Origin of the sequence: Modicisalibacter radicis, from assembly GCF_900961225.1 — a bacterium.
Lineage (GTDB): Bacteria > Pseudomonadota > Gammaproteobacteria > Pseudomonadales > Halomonadaceae > Modicisalibacter.
Window position 1 is genome coordinate 1 of the sequence record NZ_CAAHFN010000057.1, and the last position, 26,609, is coordinate 26,609.

The 26,609-nt window shown below is 65.1% G+C and carries 30 protein-coding genes and 1 tRNA gene; 16 read left to right on the top strand and 15 right to left on the bottom strand.

From position 1 onward, the window contains the following. The 3 genes from HR9077_RS08365 to ruvX form a co-directional block, all read left to right on the top strand. A partial coding sequence (locus HR9077_RS08365; protein ID WP_136066558.1) for an energy transducer TonB occupies positions 1–541 on the top strand: 541 nt, incomplete at its 5' end. 14 nt (positions 542–555) lie between these two features. Further along, positions 556–1,113, top strand: coding sequence for a YqgE/AlgH family protein (locus tag HR9077_RS08370; RefSeq protein WP_136066559.1), 558 nt, complete (start codon positions 556–558; stop codon positions 1,111–1,113). After that, a complete protein-coding gene (ruvX, locus tag HR9077_RS08375) occupies positions 1,113–1,565 on the top strand; it encodes a Holliday junction resolvase RuvX (protein WP_136066560.1) in 453 nt (150 codons plus the stop codon). Before HR9077_RS08370 ends, ruvX begins: the two co-directional genes overlap by 1 nt. 83 nt (positions 1,566–1,648) lie before the next feature. Here the strand turns inward: ruvX and HR9077_RS08380 are convergent, their stop codons facing one another. From HR9077_RS08380 to HR9077_RS08395, 4 genes are all read right to left on the bottom strand, one after another. After that, positions 1,649–2,068 (bottom strand): DUF7282 domain-containing protein, encoded by a 420-nt coding sequence (locus tag HR9077_RS08380; RefSeq protein ID WP_136066561.1) that lies wholly within the window; start codon positions 2,066–2,068, stop codon positions 1,649–1,651. A gap of 110 nt (positions 2,069–2,178) precedes the next feature. Then, positions 2,179–2,910 (bottom strand): anti-sigma factor, encoded by a 732-nt coding sequence (locus HR9077_RS08385; RefSeq protein ID WP_136066562.1) that lies wholly within the window; start codon positions 2,908–2,910, stop codon positions 2,179–2,181. Continuing rightward, positions 2,907–3,518: a sigma-70 family RNA polymerase sigma factor gene (locus tag HR9077_RS08390; protein WP_136066563.1), complete on the bottom strand. Its 612-nt coding sequence runs from the start codon at positions 3,516–3,518 to the stop codon at positions 2,907–2,909. The genes HR9077_RS08385 and HR9077_RS08390 overlap by 4 nt, the downstream gene beginning before the upstream one ends. A 113-nt stretch (positions 3,519–3,631) precedes the next feature. Beyond that, positions 3,632–4,663, bottom strand: a complete 1,032-nt coding sequence (locus HR9077_RS08395) for an aspartate carbamoyltransferase (RefSeq protein ID WP_136066564.1) — start codon at positions 4,661–4,663, stop codon at positions 3,632–3,634. Between the two features lie 246 nt (positions 4,664–4,909). Here HR9077_RS08395 and HR9077_RS08400 point away from each other — a divergent pair, with 246 nt between their 5' ends. From HR9077_RS08400 to HR9077_RS08435, 8 genes are all read left to right on the top strand, one after another. Then, entirely contained in the window at positions 4,910–5,833 is a 924-nt protein-coding gene (locus tag HR9077_RS08400) for an ABC transporter substrate-binding protein (protein ID WP_136066565.1), read from the top strand. Further along, on the top strand, positions 5,830–6,900 hold the full coding sequence (locus HR9077_RS08405; protein ID WP_210725887.1) for a FecCD family ABC transporter permease: 1,071 nt from the start codon (positions 5,830–5,832) through the stop codon (positions 6,898–6,900). Before HR9077_RS08400 ends, HR9077_RS08405 begins: the two co-directional genes overlap by 4 nt. Then, positions 6,897–7,769, top strand: coding sequence for a heme ABC transporter ATP-binding protein (locus HR9077_RS08410; protein WP_210725888.1), 873 nt, complete (start codon positions 6,897–6,899; stop codon positions 7,767–7,769). The genes HR9077_RS08405 and HR9077_RS08410 overlap by 4 nt, the downstream gene beginning before the upstream one ends. Further along, a complete protein-coding gene (locus HR9077_RS08415; protein WP_136066566.1) occupies positions 7,766–8,464 on the top strand; it encodes an O-methyltransferase in 699 nt (232 codons plus the stop codon). Before HR9077_RS08410 ends, HR9077_RS08415 begins: the two co-directional genes overlap by 4 nt. Next, the gene (locus tag HR9077_RS08420; protein ID WP_136066567.1) at positions 8,461–9,039 is read left to right on the top strand and encodes a PadR family transcriptional regulator; all 579 of its coding nucleotides are present in this window, start codon (positions 8,461–8,463) and stop codon (positions 9,037–9,039) included. Before HR9077_RS08415 ends, HR9077_RS08420 begins: the two co-directional genes overlap by 4 nt. Positions 9,040–9,165: 126 nt before the next feature. Further along, positions 9,166–11,190: a TonB-dependent receptor domain-containing protein gene (locus tag HR9077_RS08425; RefSeq protein WP_136066568.1), complete on the top strand. Its 2,025-nt coding sequence runs from the start codon at positions 9,166–9,168 to the stop codon at positions 11,188–11,190. A 185-nt stretch (positions 11,191–11,375) separates the two neighbouring features. Continuing rightward, on the top strand, positions 11,376–12,230 hold the full coding sequence (locus HR9077_RS08430) for an SDR family oxidoreductase (protein WP_136066569.1): 855 nt from the start codon (positions 11,376–11,378) through the stop codon (positions 12,228–12,230). Between the two features lie 59 nt (positions 12,231–12,289). Continuing rightward, entirely contained in the window at positions 12,290–13,006 is a 717-nt protein-coding gene (locus HR9077_RS08435; protein ID WP_136066570.1) for a GNAT family N-acetyltransferase, read from the top strand. A gap of 22 nt (positions 13,007–13,028) precedes the next feature. Here the strand turns inward: HR9077_RS08435 and HR9077_RS08440 are convergent, their stop codons facing one another. Then, complete coding sequence (locus tag HR9077_RS08440; RefSeq protein ID WP_136066571.1) at positions 13,029–13,856, bottom strand: IclR family transcriptional regulator; 828 nt, start codon at positions 13,854–13,856, stop codon at positions 13,029–13,031. 132 nt (positions 13,857–13,988) lie between these two features. After that, positions 13,989–14,516, bottom strand: coding sequence for a 2-oxo-4-hydroxy-4-carboxy-5-ureidoimidazoline decarboxylase (gene uraD, locus HR9077_RS08445; protein ID WP_136066572.1), 528 nt, complete (start codon positions 14,514–14,516; stop codon positions 13,989–13,991). Between the two features lie 161 nt (positions 14,517–14,677). Here uraD and uraH point away from each other — a divergent pair, with 161 nt between their 5' ends. The 3 genes from uraH to HR9077_RS08460 all read left to right on the top strand — a co-directional run bounded on the left by uraH (position 14,678) and on the right by HR9077_RS08460 (position 16,040). Beyond that, positions 14,678–15,031: a hydroxyisourate hydrolase gene (uraH, locus tag HR9077_RS08450; RefSeq protein ID WP_136066573.1), complete on the top strand. Its 354-nt coding sequence runs from the start codon at positions 14,678–14,680 to the stop codon at positions 15,029–15,031. A 93-nt stretch (positions 15,032–15,124) separates the two neighbouring features. Beyond that, a complete protein-coding gene (locus HR9077_RS08455; protein WP_136066574.1) occupies positions 15,125–15,874 on the top strand; it encodes a GntR family transcriptional regulator in 750 nt (249 codons plus the stop codon). Between the two features lie 89 nt (positions 15,875–15,963). Further along, positions 15,964–16,040: transfer RNA gene (locus HR9077_RS08460), tRNA-Arg, on the top strand. A gap of 77 nt (positions 16,041–16,117) precedes the next feature. Here the strand turns inward: HR9077_RS08460 and HR9077_RS08465 are convergent. From HR9077_RS08465 to HR9077_RS08500, 8 genes are all read right to left on the bottom strand, one after another. Continuing rightward, positions 16,118–16,588: a MarR family winged helix-turn-helix transcriptional regulator gene (locus HR9077_RS08465; protein ID WP_136066575.1), complete on the bottom strand. Its 471-nt coding sequence runs from the start codon at positions 16,586–16,588 to the stop codon at positions 16,118–16,120. A gap of 88 nt (positions 16,589–16,676) precedes the next feature. Next, positions 16,677–17,324: a maleylacetoacetate isomerase gene (maiA, locus tag HR9077_RS08470; RefSeq protein ID WP_136066576.1), complete on the bottom strand. Its 648-nt coding sequence runs from the start codon at positions 17,322–17,324 to the stop codon at positions 16,677–16,679. Then, on the bottom strand, positions 17,321–18,028 hold the full coding sequence (locus HR9077_RS08475) for a fumarylacetoacetate hydrolase family protein (RefSeq protein ID WP_136066577.1): 708 nt from the start codon (positions 18,026–18,028) through the stop codon (positions 17,321–17,323). Before HR9077_RS08475 ends, maiA begins: the two co-directional genes overlap by 4 nt. A gap of 27 nt (positions 18,029–18,055) precedes the next feature. Next, positions 18,056–19,105 carry a gentisate 1,2-dioxygenase gene (gtdA, locus tag HR9077_RS08480; protein WP_136066578.1) on the bottom strand — a complete coding sequence of 350 codons (1,050 nt, stop codon included), beginning with the start codon at positions 19,103–19,105 and terminating at the stop codon, positions 18,056–18,058. A gap of 24 nt (positions 19,106–19,129) precedes the next feature. Further along, the gene (locus HR9077_RS08485; RefSeq protein WP_136066579.1) at positions 19,130–20,320 is read right to left on the bottom strand and encodes a 3-hydroxybenzoate 6-monooxygenase; all 1,191 of its coding nucleotides are present in this window, start codon (positions 20,318–20,320) and stop codon (positions 19,130–19,132) included. 36 nt (positions 20,321–20,356) lie between these two features. After that, positions 20,357–21,616: a TRAP transporter large permease gene (locus tag HR9077_RS08490; protein ID WP_136066580.1), complete on the bottom strand. Its 1,260-nt coding sequence runs from the start codon at positions 21,614–21,616 to the stop codon at positions 20,357–20,359. Then, positions 21,613–22,143 (bottom strand): TRAP transporter small permease, encoded by a 531-nt coding sequence (locus HR9077_RS08495; protein WP_136066581.1) that lies wholly within the window; start codon positions 22,141–22,143, stop codon positions 21,613–21,615. The genes HR9077_RS08490 and HR9077_RS08495 overlap by 4 nt, the downstream gene beginning before the upstream one ends. Positions 22,144–22,182: 39 nt before the next feature. Next, complete coding sequence (locus HR9077_RS08500) at positions 22,183–23,190, bottom strand: TRAP transporter substrate-binding protein (RefSeq protein WP_244613109.1); 1,008 nt, start codon at positions 23,188–23,190, stop codon at positions 22,183–22,185. Positions 23,191–23,461: 271 nt separating this feature from the next. On the opposite strand from HR9077_RS08500, the gene HR9077_RS08505 reads away from it, so the two are divergent. Then, positions 23,462–24,427, top strand: coding sequence for a zinc-binding metallopeptidase family protein (locus HR9077_RS08505; protein ID WP_136066582.1), 966 nt, complete (start codon positions 23,462–23,464; stop codon positions 24,425–24,427). A 109-nt stretch (positions 24,428–24,536) separates the two neighbouring features. On the opposite strand, the gene HR9077_RS08510 is transcribed toward HR9077_RS08505, so the two are convergent. Beyond that, on the bottom strand, positions 24,537–25,451 hold the full coding sequence (locus tag HR9077_RS08510; protein ID WP_168380919.1) for a LysR family transcriptional regulator: 915 nt from the start codon (positions 25,449–25,451) through the stop codon (positions 24,537–24,539). Between the two features lie 120 nt (positions 25,452–25,571). Between HR9077_RS08510 and HR9077_RS08515 the strand changes: the two genes are divergently transcribed. Then, positions 25,572–26,534 carry a Bug family tripartite tricarboxylate transporter substrate binding protein gene (locus tag HR9077_RS08515; protein ID WP_136066584.1) on the top strand — a complete coding sequence of 321 codons (963 nt, stop codon included), beginning with the start codon at positions 25,572–25,574 and terminating at the stop codon, positions 26,532–26,534. Positions 26,535–26,609: the final 75 nt, after the last annotated feature.

A 26,609-nucleotide genomic window follows, 5' to 3' on the forward strand; every position in this document is an offset into this window, starting at 1 on the left:
GCCGGAACCCGAACCCGCGCCGCAGCCACCGACCCCCGAACCGCCGCCCAAGCCCGAGCCTGCCCCACGACCCGACGCGCCGCCGGAACCGGCGGCTCCGCCCGAGGCTTCGTCGACGCCCGATGCCCAGGCGCTGCTCGCCCAGGCCTCGGCCAGCGTGCGCGAGCGCGGCTTCGACGCGAGCGCGGCCGGCGGCGGTGGTGGCAGTGAAAGCCAGAAGGCCGCGCAGCGGGCCGCCGAGGCGCGCTACATCGATGCCTGGTCGCGGCGCGTCGAGGAGTACGGCAACCGCTATTACCCGGCCCCCGAGGCACTGGACGGCCAGCTGCGCATCCGCGTGGTGATCGGTCGCGACGGTCAGCTACGCCAGGCAGAGGTGATACAATCCTCGCAACAGCCCGAACTCGACCAGGCCGCGCTCGACACGGTCCGTGGCGCGGCGCCTTACCGACCCTTCGACCGGGGCATGGGCGAGCGCGACAGCCTGACCATCACGCGGGTCTGGCAGTACGGGAAAGGCAACAATTTCGGCGTGCGTTGACGCCCGGGAGACCCATGCAAAGCTTGCGCAACCACTTCCTGCTGGCGATGCCTCATCTCGAGGACCCCAATTTCGCGGGGAGCCTGAGTTACCTGTGCGATCACGACGACAGCGGCACCATGGGGGTGATCATCAACCATCCCCTGGAGCTGACCCTCGACGCACTGCTCGAGCAGCTAGAACTCGACGCCGAGGAGTGCCCGGTACGCGACCAGCCGGTGTTCTTCGGTGGGCCGACCCATCGCGATCGCGGTTTCATCCTGCACCGCGGCAGCAGCACGCCGTGGGATTCCAGCATTCAGGTCGCCGACGACGTGGCGCTGACCACCTCGATGGACATGCTCCAGGCGATCGCCGCCGGCGAGGGCCCCGAGCAGTTCATCGTCTGCCTGGGCTGCTGCGGCTGGGAGGCTGGCCAGCTCGAGAAGGAGCTCAAGGAGAACACCTGGCTGACCGTCGAGGCCCAGCCGGGGGTGATCTTCGACCTGCCCGCCGAACAGCGGCTCAACGCCGCGGCGGGGATCCTCGGGGTCGATCTCAATCTGCTCACCAGCCAGGCCGGCCACAGCTGATGGCCACGGCGGGGCAGCGGCTGGTGCTGGCGTTCGACTTCGGCACCCGGCGCATCGGCGTGGCGGTGGGCAACGAGCTGATCCGCCGCGCCACGGCGCTCGATCCGCTGCCCGCCCGCGACGGCATTCCCGACTGGCACGTGGTCGCGCGGCTGGTCGAGGAGTGGCAGCCCGACCTGTTCGTGGTCGGTCTGCCGCTCAACATGGACGACAGCGAATCGGACATGAGCCGCCGCGCGCGCAAGTTCGGCAAGCGGCTCTACGGCCGCTACGGCAAGCCCTGCGAGATGGTCGACGAACGTGGCTCGACCCGCGAGGCCAAGACCATCGCCCGCGGCCTCGGCCATCGCGGCAACTACCGTGAGGAGAGCGTCGACGGACTCGCCGCGCAATTGATCCTCGAGAGCTGGTTCGCCCGGGACGAGGGACTGCCGGCGCGGCCCTTTGGCTAACCGGACGGCGGGACACGGGCATAGCTAGCACGGATGCATAGATACGACACGGCCGGCCCCGAGGGCCGGCCGTGTCGTATCGCTCACTCGGCGGTGATGGTGGCCATCACCAGCTCGCCATCCTTCTTGACCGGGCCATCCTCCTTGGCGCCCAGGGTGTATTCGAAGACGCCCGTTTGCGTGCCGCCTTCCTCGCCGTGGAGCATCAGCATCAGCATGTCTCCGGACTCGACCTGCTCGGTGAGGATGGCGGCCACATCGGTGTTCTCGCCCTTCTTGAGGGGTGCATGACCGACGACCGGGCCCGGCTTGTGGCTGTCGTCGGTACGGTGGACCACCAGCCAGCCGTTGTGCTCGGCCATCACCTTCTGCGCCGAGACCGTGCCTTCGGCGACCGACTGGTCGTCGGCCCGGACCCCGACCTTCATGGTGTCGTCGGCCTGTGCGATGCCGGCGCTCAGCGCGGCGGTCAAAAAGGCGCCTGTCAGCAGTTGCTTGTTCATCGTTCTCTCCTTGCTGTCGGTGATGCGCCACCGGGAACCGTTGTTCCGGATGACGTCATCCCTAGCTACGGAAGAACGCGCGCGAGGTTTCAGTGTGGCGAGAAAAATCGCTAGAGGCGCTGGCCGTCAGGTTCCGCGTCGGTGGGGTAGAGATAGCCGTGGATCGCCGGCCCGGTCGGTTGGCCGGTGGGCGAGCCGCCTTCGGGTTCCACGCTGATGCCGAAGGTGGCCTGCTTGAGCAGTTCCGGATCGTAGTCGCGCAGCGCCGAGCGCTCGATGGTCAGGTCGGCGTTCAACACCCCGACGGAGCGTGGCTTGGGACCCAGCGGGTCGGCCTTGATCCACAGCTGGTAGGAGCGGTTCGGCAACGGTTCGGCGGTGACCGGCCGGATGCTCAACTGGCGGTTCTCCAGATCGACCGCGAGCAGGAACGCCGGCTGCTGGTCATTTTCCTGGAATACCGCCACGAACGATGACGCGTCGGGCGCCGGGCGCGGCTGGAACAGCAGTACCGCGGCCAGCAGCAGGGCCGCGAGCGAGGCCAGTCCGGTGCTCCACTGCCAGCGCTTCAGGCGACCGCGCAGGGCGACGACCTGGGGCGATACGGGCGACTCGTCGAGTGCGTCGATCCGGCGTTCGATGCGTGCCAGCAGGTCGGGGCTGGGCGCGATCGACTCGATCTCGTCGCCGAGTGGCGCCAGTCGCGCCTCCCAGGCTTGAATGCACGCCTCGAGCTCCGGCTCGTTCAGCCGTCGCCGGGCCACCGAGGCGCGCTCGCGAGCGTCCAGCGTGCCGAGCACGAACTCGGCGGCCAGCATGTCGAGCGCATCAGCATCTGTCATGGGGCAAGACACCCTTTGAGTTGTTTGAGTGCTCGATGCAGCCAGGTCTTGACGGTGTTCACCGGTTGCTCGAAGTGCGTCGCCAGGTCGGCCCGCGACCAGCCATTCAGATACGCCAGCCGCACCATGTCCCGGCGCGCTTCCGGCAATTCGTCAAGGCAGCGATGCAGTCGACTCACGGACTGATCGTGCTCCAGCTGGGCGTGGCCATCGGGCGTCGACGAGGCCGTTCTTTCCAGCGCGTCTTCCCCGGTTGCGGTCCCCGGCGGCTGCTTGCGCAGTTCGTCGATGGCGCCGTTGCGGACGATGGTCACCATCCAGGTGATCGGCGAGGCCTTTCGGGCATCGAAGTGCCCGGCCTTCTGCCAGATCTTGACGTACGCTTCCTGCACCACGTCCTCCGCCCAGCCGCGTTGGTGCAAGATACGCAGGGCCGTGCCCAGGAGTTTCGGCGCCGTGGCTTCGTACAGCCGGGCGAAGGCGGAACGATCCTGACGGGCGACCCGCTGGAGCAGGCGGCCGAGTTGCGCGGCGGTAAGCGGCGATGTCGTTGGCGGCGGGTCTGGCGGCGCGGGATGTTCAGCGGAAGTACCGAAAGGGTCAGCCATGCATAAGGCGCCATAGGTTTGGCCGGAATTCGACCGGATGCCCAGCAGAGTGCCGCTTCGCAAGCCGGCGGGTCAAGGTGGCCGGGCGCCGTATGACGCCCGCCGGTGCCGGCTCAAAGCTGGCGGTCGTCGACGCCGAAGGTCTCGGGCACGAACCAGCGCACGTCGCGCATCTCCTTCTCGATCAGCTCCTCGACGCCGAGCAGCGTGGCGAAGATCGCCATGCGCACCGGGATGCCGTTGTCGGTCTGGCGGAAGATCGCCAGGCGCGGGTCGCCGTTGAGATCGACGTTGAGGTCGTTGGCCCCCGGGCGGCTGTCCCGCGGCAGCGGATGCATGACGATGGTGGTGGCGCTGCAATGATTGTCGAGGAAGGCGCGGTCGACGCGGAAGTCCTGCGAGACGCCGGCGAAGCTTTCCGACAGCTCGTCGGTGAAGCGCTCCTTCTGGATGCGCGTGGTGTAGACCACGTCCAGGTCGCCGAAGTCGCTGTCGAGGCTTTCGCGCTGTTCGACGCGATGCCCGCGCGAGGCGACCAGGTCGACCAGCTGGCCGGGCATCTCCAGTCCAGGCGGCGAGACCAGGGTGATGCGCAGGGGCTCGTAGAGCGACAGCAGCTTGATCAGCGAATGCACGGTACGGCCGTGCTTGAGATCGCCGGTGAGCAGCAGGTGGGCGCCGCCCAGGTGCTTGCCGAGCCGGGTGAACTCCTTGTCGATGGTGTACAGGTCGAGCAGCGCCTGGCTGGGGTGCTCGCCGGGGCCGTCGCCGCCGTTGATCACCGGCACGTTGGTCGCCTCGGCGAACTCGGCCACCGAGCCCTGGTCCGGGTGGCGCATGACGATGGCGTCGCAATAGCCGCTCATCACCCGGCTGGTGTCGTAGAGCGATTCGCCCTTGGCCATCGACGAGAAGGTGAAGCCGGTGGTGTCGCAGACGCTGCCGCCGAGCCGGCAGAACGCCGCGTTGAAGCTGACCCGGGTGCGCGTGCTGGCCTCGAAGAACAGGTTGCCGAGCACCGCGCCCTCCAGCACCCGGGTCACCTTGCGTCGTGCCGCGATCGGTTCCATGCGGCTGGCCACGCGCAGCAGGTGATCGACCTGATCCTTGGACAACGAATCGACGGACAGCAGGTGGGTAGTCATCGGTAGCCTCGCAAGTGGCGCAGGGGATCGCTGTGCGTAGTTTACGCATCCCGGACCTTGGCTTCACCCATTCTTCATGGGGAGGCTTGGCTGTCAGCTTCTGCTCGTAATAGAGATGGTGTTGTGGAACTCGAGGCGGTGTGATCGTTTTTCGAACACGTACGACAAGACTGAACACAAATGATTTTGATTATTATTCAAAATATCGTACGATATTAGAACCTCGTTCAGTGGCAGGTTGATCCCATGGAACCGCAAGTGCTGGAAATCGCGCCGACTCGGCGCGATCGGCGTACGGGAGGCGCGCAATGGTTCATCCGGATGCTTTCGCTCTGGCTTCTCGTCTGTGCCAGTGCCTATGCGGGCGAAGGTGACGCGAGGCGCATCGCGGTCATGGACCCGGGACACGTGGAAATCCTCCAAGCGTTGGGCGCCGGGGGCGAACTGGCGCTGATGCCTGAAGATCCGTCGTTTCGGCAATCGCTGCTTGATGTGACGCGCTACCGCCGGCTGCCGACGCCGGAAGGCCTGCTGGCGGCGGGCACGACCTTGGTCATTGGTGGCAATCCGGGGCGGGACGCGCCGATCCTGGCGCGTGCCGAGTCGCTGAGCATCGAGAGTCACATGGTGTCCCGCGAGCGTCCGGCGCTTGAGCGTATACGACGCATCGCCGAGCTGGTCGACCGCCAGGCCGAGGCCGAGATATTGATCGAGACGATTCAGGCGCGTTACGCCGACGCGGCCCGCGTTGTGGCGGCAAACGATGCGTCGCCCAGGGTGCTGCATGTATCGAGCAGCGGCGCTGGCACGACGGGCGCCGTGACCGCTGCCGGACGCTCGACGGCGGCCCATGGCTTGATCGAACGTGCCGGCGGGATCAACGTCGGGGCCCGTGCGGGCCTGGAGCGCTACCAGTCGCTGACGGCGGAGGGCGTCATTGCCATGGCGCCGCAGGCCGTACTGGTATCCGACCTCGAGCTTTCCGCACTGGGTGGACGCGACGGTATCTGGCGGCAAGTACCGGGGCTGGCCCATACGCCGGCCTCGCGCCACGAGCGCCTGATCGTGCTGCCACATGCCGCGGTGAAATTCGACGCCGTGGCAAGCGGAGACGCGACACTGGCCCTGGCGCGAGCCCTGGCAACAGATGTGACGGACGCATCGCCATGAGACTGACCTTGCCGCGATACCTCACGAATACCGAGCGTCCGCACCGTCGTCGTCCTGCCGCGATGCCCCTCTATTGCGGGCTGGCGGGAGCCGTTGTGCTGACGCTGGCCGGCGCTGCCATGACGGGTCAGGTGCCGTTGACGTTAGGGCAGATGCTGGCAGCGGTGGCAATGCCCTTCGATGTCGATGACGGTCAGCGACTGGCCCATGTCGTGTTCTGGGAGTTGCGCCTGCCGCGAGCGTTGATGGCACTGCTTGTCGGTGCGGCGCTGGCCATGTCCGGTGCCGCGCTACAGGGACTCTTCGGTAATCCACTGGCCGATCCCGGCATCGTCGGCGTCAGCAGTGGCGCTTCCCTGGGGGCGGTGACGGTCATCGTGCTCCAGCTGGACGCGTTGGGTCCATGGACGCTGCCCTTGGGCGCCTTCGTTTCCGCCGCGGCGACCACGGCTCTTATCTATGCGCTGGCGATGCGCACGCGCCAGGGAGGCAATGCCAATCTGTTGCTCATCGGCATTGCCATCAATGCCATCGCTGGTGCCATCACCGGGTACCTCACCTACCTCGCCAGCACCGAGCAGTTGGAGAGTCTATTGTTCTGGTCGATGGGCTCGCTGGGTAACATCGACTGGCGGGCCGTCGGCGTGATCACGCCGATCGTCGTGTTTGCCGGTTGGCTGCTGCGTCGCCAGGCAGCGCCGCTCGATCTGCTGGCGCTGGGTGAACGCCAGGCGCGCCACGCGGGCGTCGACGTGACTCATTTGCGTCGCCGTCTGGTCGTGCTGACTGCGCTATTGACGGCTGCCGCCGTCTCCTTCACCGGGACGATCGGCTTCGTCGGCCTGGTGATTCCGCACCTGATTCGCCTGCTGATGGGGCCGAGCCATCGCCACCTATTGCCGCTCAGCGCCCTGGCCGGTGGACTGCTGCTGATGCTGGCCGATATCGGTGCCCGTTCGCTCGATCCGCCCAGCGAGATTCCCATCGGCATCCTGACGGCGACTCTCGGAGGACCGTTCTTCCTGTGGTTGATCGCGCGTGGACGAAGCATGGGGAGGCACACATGACATCGCCACATGACGAGACACACGCCAATCCCGAGCCGGCAATCGCCGTCGTCATGGCATCGCTGTCGCTGGGCGGTCGGCGTGTGCTGAACGCGATCGACCTGGAATGCGCTTATGGTCACGTCACGGCCCTGATCGGTCCCAATGGCGCCGGCAAGTCGACACTGCTCTCCTTGGCCGCCGGGGACGTGCGCCCCGACACGGGCCATGTCTCATTGGCGGGCCGTCGCCTCGAGGATCTCAGCGTCGCCGAACTGGCCGCCCATCGCGCGGTCATGCCGCAGGACAGCGTGCTGCGTTTCGCCTATCAAGTCGAGGAGGTCGTGCGCATGGGACGGGCGCTGCGTGACTTGCCGCCGGCACGTGACGATACGGTCGTCACCGAGAGCTTGCGCACCGCCGAGATCGAGCATCTGGCGTCGCGAGACGCGATGACACTCTCCGGCGGCGAGCAGGCGCGCACGACCTTCGCACGGGTACTGGCGCAGGAAACCTCGATCCTGCTGCTCGACGAGCCCACTGCCGCACTCGACCTGCGCCATCAGGAGCGTTTGCTCCGCAGCGCTCGTGCTCTGGCCCGTGCGGGCAGTTGCGTCGTGGTCGTGTTGCATGATCTCAACCTGGCGGCGGCTCATGCCGACCGTCTGGTGTTACTGGCCGATGGAGGCGTTGAAGCTCAGGGAACGCCCTGGCAGGTATTGGATGCGGGGCGTCTGACGAGGGTCTATCGCCAGCCGGTCAGCGTGCTCACCCATCCTCGTCGCCACTGTCCGGTCATCGTGACCTGCGACGCGGAAGGGGACGATGCCGAAGGCCTCGCGCCCAGCCATGAAGCCGACAACCCAATGGAGGCGTCGTTTCCCTCATGATCAGTACCCTCGATCACTCAGACCTTCAGCGCGTTCTCGACCGCGAACACCGAAGCGCCCGCGCACAACGCGAACAGCGCCAGGCTCGTCGCCAGGCGGATGACGCGCGTGGTGTCACGGCATCGCGACCGCGGTCGTTCCGCGAGGCGAATTACTATCAGCACGCCTATCTATCGATTGGCCCGGCCCAGGGTGCGCTGCTCTATTTTCTGGCCCGCGCCAGCGGAGCCCGTCGTCTGGTGGAGTTCGGCAGCTCGTTCGGCATCTCCACGCTCTATCTGGCCGCGGCGGCAGCCGATAACGATGGCATCGTCATCGGCAGTGAGTTCTATGCCAACAAGCGCGACCATGCGCTCGCCAATCTCCGCGATGCCGGCCTGGCGGCCCGCGCCGAGATTCGCCTGGGCGATGCCACCGAGACACTGGTCGATATCGAGGGCCCGGTCGACTTCGTGTTTCTGGATGGCGAGAAATCGCTCTATCGCCCCGTGCTCGAGAGCCTGGAAAACAGGCTGGCCGAGGGCGCCTGGGTCGTGGCGGACAATCTCGATCATCTCGCGGGGGAGCCGGGCGATTTCCGGCATTTCATTCTCAATCAGCGTGAGCGCTATACCACTCGGTTGATGCCGGTGGGCAAGGGGATGTTCAGCATCAGCCAGTGGTGTGGCGGCGATAAGCGCGTCGATACCGCATGAGTCAGGCACCGTCGAGTGAGCGAGGCCTGCCGATGGGCATGCCGACCGCGCGCAAGCTGAATGCCCGCGAGCTGTCGTTTTTGTTGCTTAGCCTGATCGAGGAAGAACCGGCCCACGGCAGCGCCTTGAGCGAGCGGATCGAGCGTTTGTCGCAGGGCTTCTACCGGCCCAGCCCGGGTAGCCTGTATCCGGCGCTGTCGACGCTTGCCGAGCAGGGATGGATCGAACGCTTCAAGCGTGGGCGACGCAAGGTATACGCCCTGACCGAAACCGGGCGGGGCCACTGTCGCGCGCATCGCGACGAGGTGGCGCGCACCACCGAGCGGCTCACGCGCGCGGGGCGCAAGCTGTCGGCCATGCGGCGTGCCTACGAGCTCCATATGCCCGACAACGAGAGCTCGACGCTGGCCCAGGCCATGCTCGAGGCGCGCATGGATCTCAAGGCAGCATTACACGGCAGTCTCGCACTACCGCCAGAGAAGCAGCGGCGCATCATCGACGCGCTTGAAGACACCACGGCGCTCATACGCGCGCTGGGCTCCTCGCCGTCAGACGCCGATGACGCGAGCGAGTGATGATCGTAACCATAACCACAAGATAGCGTGGCACGGCATTCGCTTGGCGGATGCGTGCACCGCGCATGACGGACCGGACTTCGATGAGCCCTTATTTCATTGCCACGCAAACAACGGGAACATCACATGTCAGCCACGAGTCGAACGCCAGCAACCGCGCCGCAACACTTGGCCACCGGCCGCCGTCTGGCACTGGCCAGCCTATCGGCCGTGCTAGGCACGACCGTTTCGTCGGCCTGGGCACAGGAAACCGAGACGCTCGAGCCCCTTACCGTGACCTCGGCCTCGGCCTCGGGATATGCGGTCGACCCGGTTCATGCGCCTGCCAGCATTTCCGTCATCACCCGGGAAGAACTGCAAGGGAAATCCTACCGCGACATCACCCAGGCGCTTCAGGACGTGCCGGGGGTCTACGTCGATGATGGACCGACCAGCAAGGGCGGAACCGGTGAAGTCTCGATTCGCGGTTTCGACGCCCAATACACGCTGATTCTGGTGGACGGCGTACCGCAGGACTCCTCCCAAGCCTATTACAACGGCTTCGGCAGCGGTGCCGAGTACAGCTGGCTACCGCCGATGTCGGCGATCGAGCGTATCGAAGTCATCCGTGGGCCCATGTCGACGCTCTACGGTTCCGATGCGCTGGGCGGCGTCATCAACGTCATCACGCGTCCTGTGCCCGACCGCTGGACCGGCTCCGTGACCACCGAAACACTGATTCAGGAAGACAGCGATTCGGGCAATCGTCAGCAGAGCAGCGTCTATCTTTCGGGGCCGGTTATCGAGGATACGCTGGCAGCTACCTTCAGCGCTTCGACGCTGGGGCGCAACGAGGATGATATCGAGTACGGTCATCCCGAATACGATCGTGACACCTACACCGGAAAGCTGACATGGACGCCCAACGATGACAACAGGCTGAGTCTGGAAGCCGGTTACGGCGATCAGGACATGCAGGCGACCGGGGGCCGCAGCGGTAGCCGTGGTGACAGCGAATTCGAAACACGCCGCAGGCACCAGACGCTGACGCATGACATCGACTGGGGCGATCGAATCAAGACGCGTAGTTTCGTCAAGCACGTCGACCTCGATCAGGACGACGGCTCCTACACGTCGACCTACGAACGCACCACGCTCAAGTCCTCGACCGTGATTCCGCTGGCGAGTCATCTGCTGACCCTCGGCGCTGAATATCGTCAGCAAGAGATCGAGCATCCCGACCGTGCCTTGGGGGTCGCGGCACTGGAGCGCTGGGATGGTGCCTTGTTCGCCGAGGATGAGTGGTTCCTCACCGAGCGTTTCTCGCTTACAACCGGTGCCCGTTGGGTCAAGGATGAAAATTACGGTAGTGAGTTCGTGCCACGTCTCTATGGCGTTTTCGATGCCTTGCCCGCGCTTACCTTCAAGGGGGGTGTCAGCGCGGGCTACCGTACGCCGGATCTCAAGGAAGGCGATTCCAACTGGCTCGAGGGTGGCGGGGGGCCACGCTGCGCGGACTGCCGCGATGTCGGCAACTCCGACCTGCAGCCGGAAAAGAGTACGACGTACGAGTTCGCCGCCTACTGGCAAGCCACTTCGGACCTGCTGGCCAGTGCCACCGTGTACCACACCAAGTTCGAAGACAAGATCGAGAAACCCGTGGTGTGCGATACCCGCGAGGGCGATCCTTCCTGCGGCTATCTGGGCGAGGAGTACACGGCGCTTTATCAATACATGAACGTGGACGAGGCGACCATCGACGGCGTCGAGCTCGGGCTCGACTGGGCGGTGACCCCCATGCTCGACCTGAACGCCAGTTACACCTACACCGATAGCGAGCAGAAAAGCGGCGACAATGCGGGGCTACCGCTCAACGACCAGCCTCGGCACCGTGCCAGTATAGGCGTCAATTGGGATGCCACGCGGCTGACCCACGTCTGGACCAAGGCACGCTTCAAGGGGGAAGCGGAACAGGTCGCCGGTCGCGGCGGGCTCAGCGAGGCCTATCCGAGCTATACCCTGGTGGATGCTGGCGTTCGCCACCAGCTCAAGCCGAACCTCGCTCTCTACGGTGGGGTCTACAACGTCTTCGACAAGCGCATCGACTACGACAACTACGGTCGTGTGCTGGACGGTCGGGCCTACAATGCCGGAGTCACGCTGAGCTTCTGACCTTACCTGGGCGACGCTAGGCGATCCTCGCGCGCGGAGGAAGAGGCCACTGTCAGGTGCCTCTTCCTCCAGGCTGGGCATGAGGACTTCAGGGGGGCTTTGCATTGTTGCGGTTCGCTTGGCCTGGGCGTCGGCGGCTTCTATGGTAAGACAGGATAGTTTCCACCTTTCAAGGAGCGAATGTCATGGGCGAGCAGCATTTCCCCGCGCAGGAACAGCGCAAGCAACCCGGCGACGAATACGCGATGCAGCCCGAGCCGGAGTTCATCCGCGACAGCTATCGCGGTACCGACAAGCTCAAGGGCAAGGTGGCGATCATCACCGGTGGCGACAGCGGCATCGGCCGCGCGGTGGCCCTGCACTTCGCCCGCGAAGGGGCGGATTGCGTGCTCGCCTACCTCGACGAGGAGCGCGATGCCCTGGACACCCGCTCGCTGGTCGAAGCCGAAGGACGGCGCTGCGAGCTGATCCAGGGCGACGTCGGCGATCCCGCTTTCTGCCGCGAGATCGTCGAGCGCACCCTGAGCGTGTTCGGCGGGATCAACATCCTGGTCAACAACGCCGCCGAGCAGTACGACTGGGACGACGTCACCGAGATACCCGACGACCAGCTGGCGCGCACCTTCCAGACCAACATCTTCAGCCATTTCTACATGGCCAAGCAGGCGCTGCCGCACATGCACGAGGGCGATACCATCATCGCCACGTCATCGGTCAACGCCTTCAAGGGCAACGATACGCTGATCGACTACACGGCGACCAAGGGCGCCATCCAGGGCCTGGTGCGTTCGCTGTCGCAGTCGCTGGTCGGGCGCGGCATCCGCGTCAACGCGGTGGCGCCCGGGCCGGTGTGGACGCCGCTGATCCCGGCCAGCTTCGACGCCGGGAAGGTCGAGGGCTTCGGCGGCCAGGTGCCGATGGATCGTGCCGGCCAGCCCAGCGAGATGGGCCCGGCCTATGTCTACCTGGCCAGCGAGGAATCCTCGTACATGACCGGCCAGACGCTGCACCTCAACGGCGGCGTGATCCTCAATACCTGAGGAGCCCAGCGCGACGCCCATGGCGTAGACTGGCGTGAACCTTCACGTGGAGATGCGCCATGTCACAGCTGGAAGACAGTCCCCCGGTCGGCGATCCCGTGCCCGGCTGGCGGGGCGCCGCCTGGCCCGAACGGCGAATCCTGCAGGGGCGCTTGTGCCGCCTCGAGCCCCTCGACGAACCCAGCCATGGCGAGGCGCTATGGGGGGCGATGAGCCTACCCGGCAGCGAGCGCAACTGGACCTACCTGCCCTACGGGCCGTTTCCCGACCAGACCGCCTATCGCCACTGGCTGGCCGAGATGGCCGGCCGGCGCGATCCGTTGTTCTTCGCCATCGTCGATGAGGCGAGCGGCCTCGCCGCGGGGGTGGCGAGCTTTCTGCGCATCGCCCCGGACGCCGGCAGCATCGAGGTCGGGCATATCCACTTCTCGCCACGCCTGCAGCGCACGCCGGCGGCGAGCGAGGCGATGCTGCTGCTGATGCGCGAGGCCTTCGCGCTGGGCTACCGGCGCTACGAGTGGAAGTGCGATGCGCTCAATGCGCCCTCGCGTCGCGCCGCCGAACGGCTGGGGTTCAGCTTCGAGGGCGTTTTCCGCCAGGCCACGGTGGTCAAGGGGCGCAACCGCGATACCGCCTGGTTCTCGGTGATCGATGGCGAGTGGCCGGCGCTGGAGGCGGCCTTCGAGCGCTGGCTGGCGCCGGACAACTTCGATGCCGACGGCCGCCAGCGCGAGGCGCTGGCGACGTTGACGCGGGGGGCGGGCTCCCCGGCCTGAGCCGGAGCGCGGGAACGGCGTGTCAGTGTCGCGGAACGTGGCCGCCGAGCCGTTCGCTGATCTCGCGCGCGGCGCGGCTGACCAGGCCGCCGAGTTCGACCAGACGCGCTTCGGGGATCCGCGCCACCGGCCCCGAAACCGAGATGGCGGCCAGTGGCAGGCCGTCCTGATCGTGCAGCGAGGCGGCCACGCAGTTGAGTCCGATGGCGTGCTCCTCGCGGTCGCAGGCGTAGCCCTGGCGGCGGATGGTGGTCAGGCTCTCGCGTAGCCGGGCGGGGGTGTCGAGGGTATTCTCGGTGACCCGGTCGAGCCCGCGCGATTGCAGGATGCGCTCGATCTCGCGCTCCGGCAGCCAGGCGAGCAGCGCCTTGCCCACGCCGGAGGCGTGCAGCGGCGCCCGTGAGCCCAGCCGCGTGATCATGCGCATCATCTGCGGCGATTCGCTCTGGGCGAGAAACACCGCCATGCCCTCGTCGCGGATCGCCAGGTTGGCGGTCTCGCCGCTCTCCCGGGTCAGCTGGCGCAGGTAGGGGCGGGCGGTGGCGACGAAGTCGCGCGCTTCGAGGAAGGTGTTGCCGACCTGGAAGGTCTTGACGCCGATCTTCCACAGTCCCAGTTCGGCGTCCTGGGCGATGTAGCCCTGCTTGTACAGGGCCTGCAGCAGGCGGTGGGTGGTCGAGGGCGCCAGGCCGACGATCTGGGCGATGTCCGACAGGCCGAGTCCCCCCGGTGCCGCCGCCAGGCCTTCGAGTATGTTCAGGCCGCGGACCAGCGATTGGCTGTGGCCTCCGCCGCCCTTGCCGGTACTCGCCGGGCGGCCGACGGGCTTGCGCTTGCTCTCTACAGTCACGCCCCGTTCTCCGTATTGCTCGAAGTTACCGATTGGCGACCCAGAATACACGCTTGCCCGGGCGGTGTCCGCCGTTGCGGAATCGTTTTCCACTCCGGACCCCGGGGCCGGCGCGGGGCGGCTGGCATGCCCTCACTGCCCGGCGCGTGCCTCAAGGCGCAGCCGGGCAATGCGATTGACCTCGCCGATGGCGGTGCGCCGCTCCTGTTCGGGGGTGTGTTCGAGACGACGCTCGAAGGCGGCGAGAATTCGGTGACGATCGCTGCCCTTGACCGCCATCACGAACGGAAAGCCGAAGCGCTGCTGGTAGGCCGCGTTATGGCGGTGGAAGCGCGCATACTCCTCGGGGCTGCACTGATCGAGGCCGGCGCCGGCCTGCTCGCGGGTGGAGTCGGCGGTCAGCTCGCCGCGCTCGGCGGCCTTGCCGGCAAGGTCCGGGTGGGCGCGGATCACCGCCAGCTGGCGTTCGGCCGGGGCCGCGTCGAGGATCGCCGCCATCGCCGTGGCCAGCCCCTCGGGGGTGTCCTGCGCGGCGTTCAGGCCGTCGTCCCAGGCCAGCTCGGCGATCCACGGCGAGTGTTCGTAGACGTCGCCGTAGTGGCCGACGAAGGTATCGCGATCCAGCGTGCTGGGGCGGGGGGTCAGAAGCGGGGTGCTCATCTCGGTGGTCTCCCTGGTCGCGCCGTATCGAGCCAATCGCCGGCGGATGGTTGCCTGTCCGGCGTGGAACAGGCCACCATTAAACGGTATACAAACCGGTTGTTAAACGTGCCGCGGATCTTTCGTTCGCACGGTGCCGGCACAAGCAAGGAGCAAAGCCTATGGGACGCCTGACGACACATGTCCTGGACACGGCTCTGGGGCGGCCGGGCAATGGACTGCGCATCGAGGTCTTCCGTTTCGACGGCGACGACCGGATCTCGCTGGGCGAGGTGGTCACCAATGACGACGGCCGTTGCGATGCGCCGATTCTCGAGGGCGAGTCGTTCACGCCCGGCGAATATGAACTGCTGTTCCACGCCGGCGATTATCTCGATGCGCGCAATGCAGCGGGCGAGCGTCCGCGGTTTCTCGACCGTATCCCGCTGCGGTTCGGGGTTGCCGATGCCACCCAGCACTACCATGTACCATTGCTGCTTTCGCCGTTCGGCTACTCCACCTACCGGGGCAGCTGATGGCGTAACGGCCCGGTGCCTGGCGGTCGCCCGTGATGGGTCGAGCCGTATACACTGGCCGATATCGCCGATCACTGATATGAGGACTCGAGCATGACCGAGCGCCAGCAATCGCCCGACGCCGTGGCGGGCCGCGGCCAGCCGGCGAGGCGGCGGCGCGGCAAGGACGGCGACGGCGCGCAGCGCCACGAGGTCATCTACCGGGCCATCAGCAACGCCATCGTCGAGCACCGCCTGCGTCCGGGCGCGCGGCTTCGCGAGGATGCCCTGGCCGAGGTCTTCGACATCAGCCGCACCGGCATTCGCAAGATCCTCCAGCGCCTCGCCCATGAGCAACTGGTGACGCTGACCCCGCGTCGCGGCGCCAGCGTCACCCGGCCCACCGCCGAGGAGGCCCGCGACGTCTTCGCCGCGCGGCAACTGGTCGAGTGCGGCATCATGGCGGACATCGCCCGGCGCATGACCGACGCCGACGCGCGGGCGCTGCGCGAGCTGGCCGCCCGCGAACGCCAGCTGCTCAAGCAGGGCGAGCAGAGCGTGGCGATCAAGCTCTCCGCCGAGTTCCACGAGCGCCTGGCCGGGCTGTGCGGCAATGCCACGCTCGCCGAATTCGTCGGCCGGCTGTGTTCGCGCTCGTCGTTGATCCTCGCGGTGTACGGCAGTGCCGGCCACCTGGGCTGCGAGTCGCACGATCACGATGAGTTGATCGGCCATCTCGAAGCCGGGCGCGGCGAGCGCGCGGCGGCGTTCATGGGTCGCCACCTCAAGGCGATCGAGGCCTCGCTGTCGATCGAGGAAGCGCTCGACGAGGCCCCCGACCTGCGCCAGATCTTCGCCCAGTAGCCGTTGTGGCCCCGGCGCCCGCTATGGACACCCCGAGGGCGAGCAGGTACGATACGGCGCGTTGATGCCGCTTCGGCGCCACATCAAGACCGCCCTTAGCTCAGCTGGATAGAGCGTTGCCCTCCGGAGGCAAAGGTCGAAGGTTCGAATCCTTCAGGGCGGGCCAGAATATCGAGAAGGGCCTGCGAGAAATCGCAGGCCCTTTTTCGTTTTTGCTCTTCCCTTGTGCATAAAGAGAATATGCTACCCGAGACCTTTGATGGGTACGCGGCTCAGCGCATTGTTAGTGTCGGAGATCTTGCGTAGCAGTTTGCTCAGGGTTTCTCGTTCGCTCTCGTCGAGCGGCGCGAGGATATCATTCTGGGTGTCTCTGACTGCCTCCTCAGCTTCATGGCGCAGGCTACGCCCGGCATCGTTGAGCGTGACCAGCATCGATCGCCGGTCCTCTGGGTTGCGATACCGCGTGACCAGCCCCCGCTCCTCGAGCTTGCGCACCACCACGGCCACCGTATTGCGGTCGAGCGCGGTGAAGCCGCCAAGGGTAATCTGGTCGAGCGACCCCTTTTCCTCCAGCGCGGAGAGGATAACGTACTGCAACTGAGTCAGGCCGAAGGCCTCGCACTTCTTGAGAAAGATCGCCACGCTGATCTGATGGCAACGCCGGAGCAGGTTGCCGGGCAGGGTATTGGCTTCGGCGAGAGGGGATTCGCTCATGGTATCGACTGTCCCGGCTAATTATCGGTGAAGGGGGGCGTAGCTGTTCGGGGCTCGGCCTGAATGCTAGGGGTGTCTTCGCATAGTCTCAACTCGCGTGGGGGTGGTTTTCAGGCAGGGCCTCGACGAAGGCCGGTGACTCCAGGCAATGGGCGTTGATTGCCGCGAGCGTGGGGTAGGGCGTCATATCCACGGCGAATCGCCGGTTATTGGCGATTTGCGCGAACAGGCATATATCCGCCAGCCCGGGGGCGTCGCCATGGCAGAACCGGCCGCGGCGCGGGTCGGCAGCCAACTGGCGTTCCAGCGGTGCGAAGCCTTCGGCGACCCAGTGACGGAACCAGCGAGCCACGCCTTCCTCGTCGATGCCCAGCTTCTCGTCCAGATACTGGAGCACACGCAGATTGTTGACGGGATGGATGTCGCAAGCGATCGCCTGGGCCAGGCTACGGATCCAGGCGCGATCCAGGGGGGTGGCAGGCAGCAATGCCGGTTCGGGGTAAGCCTCGTCGAGATACTCGATGATTGCCAGGGATTGGGCGAGTACCGTGCCATCCCCGAGTTGTAGCGCCGGCACCAGCCCCTGGGGGTTCAGTGACAGAAAGGCGGGGGAGCGATGCTCCCCCTGGCGCAGGGTATAGGAGACATGCTCGTAATCCAGGCCCTTGAGATTCAGGGCGGCGCGTACCCGCACCGAGGCCGAGCTGCGGAAGAAGTTGTGCAGTACCCGACTCATAGCCCCTCCCGTGGCGCGACGATGACGATCGAGTGATCACCGATGCCGTCGATGCCGCCGGTCACCTTGTCGCCGACTTCGAGGGGGCCGACGCCGGCAGGGGTGCCCGTGTAGATAAGGTCTCCCGGACGGATACGCATGGTATGGGAAAGGATCGAGACGATTTCCTGAACGTCCCAGATCAAGTCGGCGATGTCCTGGTCCTGCCTGATCTCATCATTGACCGCGAGCCAGATACGACCCCGGCTGGGATGCCCGATATCGCTGACCCTGCGGATGGGTGAGATCACCGCGGATTCATCGAAGGCCTTGCCCCAGTCCCATGGCCGGCCCTTCTCGCGTGCTTCGAGCTGCAGGTCTCGGCGGGTCAGGTCGTTGCCGGCGGCGTAGCCAAAGATATAGTCGTTGGCCTGCTCCACCGGAATCTGAAAGCCGGCCTTGCCGATCGCCACGACCAGTTCCATCTCGTAGTGGAAGTTCTTCGTCTCCGGCGGATAGGGCACCTCGCTGCCGTCGGGCACGATGGCATCGGCGGGCTTGGTGAAGAAGAACGGGAACTCGCGGCTCGGATCGCGGCCCATCTCGCGGGCGTGGGCCTCGTAGTTGCGCCCGACGCAGAAGATGCGGCGTACCGGGAGGCGCTTTTCGTCGCCGTCGATGGCAACGCTGGGGACGGGGGGCGGATCAAAGATGTAATCGGTCATGGGGACTCCTGTCGTCAGGGAAGTGAATCAGTGCGTGCCGCGGGCTTCGCGCCAGATACCCAGTTTCTGCTGGGCGACGCGATCGGAGTAGCTGAACAGCACGGCGTCCTCGCTGGCCTCATGGATCACGGAGTGCCAGCTGGGTACCACGAAGATGTCCTTGGGCTTCCAGTGGTAGGTAGTGGTGCCGATGGTGGTGCGGCCGGTTCCCTCGACCACGGTGAAGACCGTGGCGTCGGTCGAACGGTAGGCGGCGGTGGCGAACCCCTTGGGCAGTAGCTGCACGAAGGGGGAGATGGTGGGCATCGCCGAGCCACCGTCGGCGGGGTTGATATAGTGCATCTTGAGCCCGTGGCAGGGGTCCCATTCGTCGCGTCGGCGCATTGCTTCGAGCGCCTCGCGCGTGCGGGCATAGGGGTAGTTGAACAGCGGCGAGGCCAGGCCCTTGCGCTCGAAATCCACCGGCAGCAGGTTGGCGCCATAGCGGGCCATCGAATCGCCAACGGGCTTGGTGATTGCCTGCACGTCTTCACCCAGGCCCTCGGCGAAGGAAGCGTCGTAGAACGACAGCATGGGAATATCCAGGCCATCCATCCAGATCATCGGCCTGTCCGATTCGTTGCCATGATCGTGCCAGGCATTGGGCGGCGTGATCACGAAGTCGCCGACCTCCATGAGCGTGCGTTCGCCATTGACGGCGGTGCAGGCACCGCCGCCATCCATCACGAAGCGCAGCGCGGACTGGCTATGGCGATGGGCCGGGGCCACTTCACCGGGCAGCACCAGTTGCAGGCCGGCATACAGCGAGGTGGTGATTCGGCTCTGGCCACGCATGCCGGGGTTCTCGAGTATCAGTACGCGGCGCTCGGCCTCCTTGGCAGTGATCAGGCTGCCGGCCTCCATCAGCAAATCCCGGGCTGGGCCGAACTCCCACAGATAGGGCTGACAGGCGCTCTTGGGCGCAGGCGTGATGATGCCGCTGAGCACATTCCACAGTGCGCTGAAATTCTGGCCGTCTATCTTGGCGTAGTACGCCTGGCGTTCGGGCGTGGTCTGCGGTGCTTCGGTCAATGACATGGCACACCTCCGGTGGGCTGGGTGTTATTGGGTGACGTTGCTCAGGCCATTGCCGCCATAGAGCCATTCGAGACGGTTGTAGAAATCGTCGGGCCGCATGGCGCGCATGGTGGCGTTGCGCATGGCGGCCTTGCCGCCATCGGGGTGGTAGATGTACTCGCCCATCAACCGTGAATAGGTCTGGACCCGGGCGGTACGGGCGAAGCGGTCCTGCTGGTAGGCGGTAAAGGCAGCTTCGAGGTCGCTCTTCTGGCCCAGATGGTAGGACAGGCACACGGCGTCCTCCATCGCCATGCAGGCGCCCTGGGCCATGTATTGCAGCATGGGGTGGGCGGCATCGCCGAGCAGGACCACACGGCCATCGATCCAATGGTCGTTGGGCTCGCGGTCGCACAGCACCCACATCTTCCAGTCCGTGCCGTGTTCGATGATCTGCCGCGGACGTTCGGCGACATGGCCGAAGCCGCGATGGACCTCCTCCTTGGTGACCGGCTTGCCGGCCACCGGCGCGGGCGCGTCGTTGTGATAGGTCACCACGAGGTTGTAGACCTCGCCGCCCTTGAGCGGATAGTGCACGATATGGCACCTGGGACCGGCCCACAGGGTCGCGGCATTCCAGCGCAGCTCTTCGGGCATCTGTTCGGTGGGGATCACCGAGCGGTAGGTGGTATGCCCTGAAACCCGCGGAGCGCCATCGCCAACCAGCTGCTGGCGAATCGGCGACCACAGGCCCTCGGCGCCGATCAGACAACGCCCGGTCAATGCCTCGCCTTGTTCGAGGGATACCGTGACGCCGGCGGGGCCCTGGGTATAGCCGGCGACTGCGCTGTTGGTGCGCAGTTCCACCTTATCGTTGGCCAAGCAGGCATCGAGCAGGACCTTGTGCAGGTCGGCACGGTGGACCACGGCATAGGGGTTGTTGAATCGCTCACGAAACGCATCGCCCAGGGGAATGGCGGCGACGCGCTCGTCTTGCATGGCGTCCATCAACAGCAGGTCGTCGATATAGACCGCCTTGGCGCGGGCCTCGTCGCCTACCCCCAGGTAATCGAAGGCATGAAAGGCGTTGGGCCCGATCTGGATGCCGGCGCCGATCTCACCGAGCGCCGGGGCCTTTTCCAGTACCACGGAGGGCAGGCCCTGACGTGCCAGGCCCAGGGCGGCGGCCAGGCCGCCGATGCCCCCGCCGGCGATAAGAATGGTGTCATTGTCCATGGAGCGCCTCGTCTGGTGTTGCAGTCGACCCGCGGCTTACAGGAATGCCGTGGCCAGAAGGGGTTGGAAGATGGTCAGCAGGATCACCAGGCAAGCGGCCAGGATGAACGGCAGGATCCACAGCGTGATCCGCGACAGGCTGACATCGCTGACCGCAGAGGCCACGAACAGCCCGGCGCCAACGGGTGGGGTCAGCAGCCCCAGCGTCAGGGTCATGCAGGCAACTACGCCGAAAGCCACCGGGTCGATGCCATAGCTCTGCTGGGCGACCGGCAACAGGATCGGGACGAGAATGATCAGCGCGGCGATGCCATCGAGCACCATTCCGACCACGAGCAGCATGGCGAAGACCAGCAGCATGAAAAGCAGCGGACTCTGGGTGGTGCTCTGCATCAGCCCGGCGACCTGTTGCGGGATCTGGTTGAACACCAGTACCCAGCCGAACGCCTTGGCCGCGGCAATCAGGAACAGCACGATGGCCGTGTTGCGCGCGGTGCGGTCAAGCACGGCCGGCAGACTGCCCAGCTTGAGCTCACGGAACACCAGACCGCCGATGAATACCGCCAGCAGCGTGGCCACGGCGGCCGACTCGGTGGGCGTGACGATACCGAAGGCGATGCCGCCGACGATGACCAGCGGGATCGACAGTGTCAGCATCGCGCCGCGGGTGGCCGGCCACTTGTCGATAGGTACCTGGCGGGGAGCATTTGGCGATTTGGCGCGCCGGGCGATCAATGCAATGAGGCCGCTGATGATCACGAACAGGGCCAGCCCGGGCAGGATGCCGCCGAGAAACATCGCTCCGATCGAGACCTGGCCGATCACTCCGTAGATGATGAAGATCATCGAGGGCGGGATGATCGGTCCCAGCAGACCGGCACCGGCCGTCAGTGCGGCGGCGAAGCCGCGGTCGTAGCCGTCCTTTTCCAGCTCCGGCGTCATCACGCGACTCATGATCGCGATCTGCGCGGTTGCCGAGCCCATGATCGAGGCCAGCATCAGATTCGAGGTCAGCGACACGTAGGCGATGCTGTGCGGCAGCCAGAAGAACCAGGCGCGTGCGGCAAGTACGATGCGCTTGGTGATCCCGCCCTCGTTCATGATTTCGCCAAGCAGAATGAATAGCGGAATCGCCAGCAGGTCGAAGACTTCGAGCGAGCCGAACAGCACCTGGGGCAGTGTCTCCAGGATGCGGAAGTTGCCACCCTGAACCACGAAAGCCAGGGTCGTTGCCAACAGCACGAAGGCGATCGGCATGCCCATCAGCATGAGCAATACGAAGACACTGAAGGTCATGGCATGGACTCCTTGCTCGCAAGGCCCAGGGCCGCGGCCCGGCGCGAGGGGTCACTTAGCCGGGCAGCGACGTGCAGCAGGGCCGTGGTCGAGAAGATCGGCACGATCAGGTAGAACACCCACTTCGGCCAGCCGAGCGTGAGCGCGATATCGAAGGTCACCGACGGCGAGCGGACCCAGTCGATCGAGTACTTGAGGAGTACGGCCAGGATCAGCAATGTGAGTCCTTCCGTAACCCAGTAGCACACCTGTCTGAGTGACACGGGCAGGCACCCGGTCAGCAGAGTCAGGCGCACATGGCTGTCGTGGTGGATGCCGATGGAAATCGCTAGAAAGGCCATCCAGATCAGGATGTAAACGGCCAGCTCCTCAGCGAAGAACAACGGGCTGTCGAAGGCGTAGCGCGAGATGACATTGACGATCAGCAGCACACTGAACGCAACGATCAGCGCACTGCACAGCCATTGCTCAACGCGCACGACGGCGCGGCTGGCTCGGATCAGGGCCGTATCGTGTCTAGTGGACATGCAGAACCTCCGTCCCGGGGGCGTGAAGCCAGCGCAGACTTATTGCGCGCCGCCTTGCTGTTCCGCCACCTGCTCCTGGAACCGGCTGATGAGCGGGTTACCGGAGAAGGTGTCGTCAAAGGCGGCATTGGCCTCGGCGAACACCGACTCGGCGTCATTCAGGACCTGGACGTCGATACGCTCCTCGAGGAAGGCGCGGTTATCCTGCTCGGCCTGTATCTGCGACTGGTTGGCCCAGCTCAGGGCCGACTGCATTGCGGTTTCGACGATCCGACGCTCCTCGTCGCTCAGGCTGTCCCAGGTCGTGTCGCTGACCATCGAGATCGCCGGGAAGGCCATATGGTTGGTCAGGGTCAAGTGATCGGCCACTTCGTAGAAACCGGAGCCCACCAGGGCGTCCAGATCGATGTCGACGCCGTCGATCATCTTGCTCTGTAGGCTCTGGTAGACCTCGGGCAGGTGCACCGGAGTCGGTGTCGCCCCGGCGGCGTTCCACCAGGTCTGCATGGCGGGGATGGGAATGATGCGAATCTTCCGGTTGTCCACATCGTCCAGCTCGGTCACGGCGGTATCGCGCATCAGTACGTGGCGCATGCCTGCGAAGGTGTAACCGAAGGCGTGCAGACCCTTGTCGCCCAGATTGGTCAGCATCTGCTGGGCGGCCTGGGTCCGGGCCGCCTGTTCGGCCTCGTCCACGCTATCGAACAGGAAAGGCGTGAACCAGCCCACCACCGAAGGTTCGCGCAGGCTGGTAATGGCGGCGGTCATGATGCCCATGTCGAGCAGCCCCGACTGCATCTGCGAGAACATGGCAGGCTCGTCGCCGAGTTGCCCGGCGGGGAAAATGGCCACGGTGAGATCGCCCTCGCTGTCGGTTTCGACGCGGTCGGCAAACTGCCGGGCGGCTTGGGTCCAGACGTGTTGGGGCGGCGTGATCAACCCCATCTTCAGTTCCTTGGCCAGCGCGGCGGTGGAAAGCGGTATCAGCGCGACGCCCATCAGAGCGGTAGCGAGAGCAAGCGAAAGGGGGCGGTTGGGGCGTGTCATAGGGGTACTCTTGTTGTGTGTTGTTAGAGGTTCTGCGTCCGTGAACGTATCCGCAGGGATGATCAGTATTGTGATCATCACTATTGTGATCAATTATACAAAGGTAGATGGAAGATAACGCTTCTGGGAAGTCACAGGGGATGGCGGCCAATGTCGGGCCATGGCCACGCCGAACCGGAGAGGAGGATTCGGAGCTCGCTATAAAGGGGGAGGCAGCTATTCTTAACAACTGTTTTTTGTCTTTGCGATGCCTGCTGCGGAGCCCTCCATCATGCGCGTTTTTTCCAATCCCGTCGGTTCCGGTTCACTGTGGTTCGACAACCTCGCCACGGCCGATGGCACCCCCGTCGCTTACGACCCGCAGGCGCGGGCCTTCCTGCCCATGCTGCCCTTCTGCGCCAATCGCGAGGTGATCGGCTGCAACTGGATCGCTCCCGAGCAGGGCGCCTTCTGCCAATCATGCGCCATGACCGCGCTTGCCCCGGACCCCGAAATCCCCGATGCCATCCCCAATTGGGCACAGACCGAGGCGGCCAAGCGCTGGGTGCTCGATAACCTGGGACGCTGGAACTGGTTCCGGCCGGAGGACCCGGGCGTACGCCCCCTGTTTCACATGCTCGCCGAGGGGCCGACACCGGTGCCCATGGGGCATGTCGAGGGTGTGGTGACGATCAGCGTGGCCGAGGCGGACCCGGTGCTGCGGACCACCCGCCGTCAGGCGCTGGAGGAGCCCTACCGGACCATGATCGGTCACATGCGTCACGAAATAGCCCACATGATCTGGTGGCGACTCAGCCTGCGCGCCGATTTCCTCGATGCTTTTCGGGGCATGTTCGGTGACGAGCGCGTGGATTATCCAGCCGCACTCCAGCATCACTACAGGGAGGGGCCGCCCGCCGATTGGGAGCAGCGTTTCCTGACCACCTATGCCTCGGCACATCCCCACGAGGACTGGGCCGAGACCGCGGCGCACCTGCTGCACCTGACGGATATCGCCGACAGTTTCGTTGCGGCGGGGCTGTCTTCGCCTCAGTTGCCGAGCCTGAATTGGGACCCCTATGCGGAAGCCGATGCCGAGCGCCTGATCTATGTCGCGGCGTCACTGGCCGTGGGCATCAACAACGTCAATCGCTCGATGGGGTTATCGGATCTCTACCCGTTCGTGCTGTCGGCCATCTCGCGTCGCAAGCTTGCCTTCGTGCACGACTGGCTGCGCCGGGGCGCCCAGGGGCGCTGACAGCGTTCAGCGGCGTGAGTGCATGTCCTGTCTATTGGAAAGCGCCAGCAAGCGCGAGGCCCGCTCGGCGAGCGGGTCCGGTGAGCGATGTCCGACATTGTTACCGCGGTCAATGGCTTCTGCTTGCCACTTCCCAAGGCGTTTCATCGACCCTCGGCAGGAACGAGAGAAAGTACTTGATTGCCGGATTGGTCTCGTCGCCTCGCCAGACGGCTACGAGCTCAGCCTGGGGGGCGTTCGGCGTGGCCAGCGGGAGATAAGTCACCCCGGGAACGTTAATGTTGGTCACGGACTTCGGTAGAAGTGCGTAGCCGATGCCACTGCTTACGAGACTCAGCATCGCCGGGAGCTGATTGACTTCCTGCCCAACCACGATGTCATGACCCAACCGGGCGAAGAGCGGCCCGAACTGCTCCCGGAGATAGGTCGCCTTGGCCCCAGCCGCGATGATCATCGGCAGCTTCGCGAGATCCTCGATCCTGACGGACGAGGCAGCGGCCAAGGGGTGGTCCACCGGCAGGACGGCCACATAGGGTTCTTGATGCACGAGCCGCCTCTTGAGCTCCAGCTCCGTCTTGATCGGCCGCATCAGAGCGATGTCGAGGCGTCCGGCCAGCAGCTTTTCCAGGAGTTCGGCAGAGATCATCTCGCTGAGGCGAAGGTCGACTTCGGGGAAGCGCCGCCGGTAAGCGGAGACGGCCTTGGGCAGAACATCGAAGCTGGCATTTTCCACGAAGCCAAGATGCAGTTGACCCACCTGCCCAGCACTTGCCTTCTGTGCCATGCGCACGGCGGTTTCCATCTCGATGAGTGCCGAGCGCGCATGCGCTATGAAGATGCGGCCCACCTCGGTGACAGCGATGCGGCGATGAGCGCGGGTGAAAAGGATGACTCCAAGCTCGTTCTCGACCTTGGAAACTTTTTGAGAAAGGGCCGGCTGGGTTATCCCGAGTCGCTGTGCGGTGCGGCCGAAATGGAGCTCCTCACTCAGCACGACTATTGCCTTGAGTTGTGCCTGATCCATTGTATGAAGTGCACCGCTCATTGATAAGCAATGCTTATTTTACCATAGGCAAATGCCCAACCATAGTATAAAAATTCCTGTTGGAATAATAATTTACAAGGCTTTATCAGGAGATACGCCATGACTTTTCTTAAACCCGTAGGCAGCACAATTGCGCTTGTTGCATTGGCCGCGCCGGTAATGGCGCAGGAAAACTGGCCGACCGAGCCCGTGCATATCGTCGTGCCTTATTCGGCCGGGGGAAACAACGACCGCGTCGCCCGAACGCTGAGCGAGCCGGTATCCAAAGAGCTCGGACAGCCCGTGGTGGTGGAAAACCGCGCCGGAGCCGGCGGTACCATCGCGACTGGTGAAGTGGCCCAGGCAGACCCGGACGGCTACACCATCGTCATGTGTGAAATCGGCACGATGGGCATCAATCCGCATGTCTACAACAACCTGACATACGATCCGGTCGATGACTTCGATCCGGTCATCCAGATCACCTCGGTTCCCCTGATCCTCGGTGTCGGACCGAAGCTGGGCGTATCCACGTTCGAGGAATTCCTCGAACTCGCAAGAGAGGCGGACCCGGAGATCGATTATGCCTCCTCGGGCCAAGGTTCCGCGCAGCACCTGGCTTTCGAATACTTCAAGTCCCAGGCCGGGATCGAAGCGCTGCACATTCCCTACAACGGCGCATCGCAGGCACGGACGGCCCTCATCTCGGGCGAGGTCGGCGCCTTCATCGATGGCACCTTGATTCCTTCCATCGAGGACGGCGAAGTCACGCCGCTTGCCGTGACCAGTTCCGAGCGCGTCGAATCGCTTCCCGACGTGCCGACGATGCAGGAAAAGGGCATCGACGTGGACTACACCGCGTGGCACGGCTTCTGCGCACCCGACGGTACCGATCCGGCGGTCGTCGACAAGCTCAATACCGCCGTCGCAGATGCCCTGAAGCAGCCCGACGTGCAGGAACGCTTCAAGGCACTGAACATTGGGATCGTGGGCGGCACACCCGAGGAGTTCGCGACCTTCATCCAGGAGGAAAACGCCAAGCTCGGCAAGCTGGTCGAAGAGTCCGGCGCCGCCGAGCGGTAAGTTTTCCAGCCGCACCGTCGGCGGTTTCCTGGCGAGGCCGCCGACACCCCCACCCCACCATCAGGAGGCTCATTC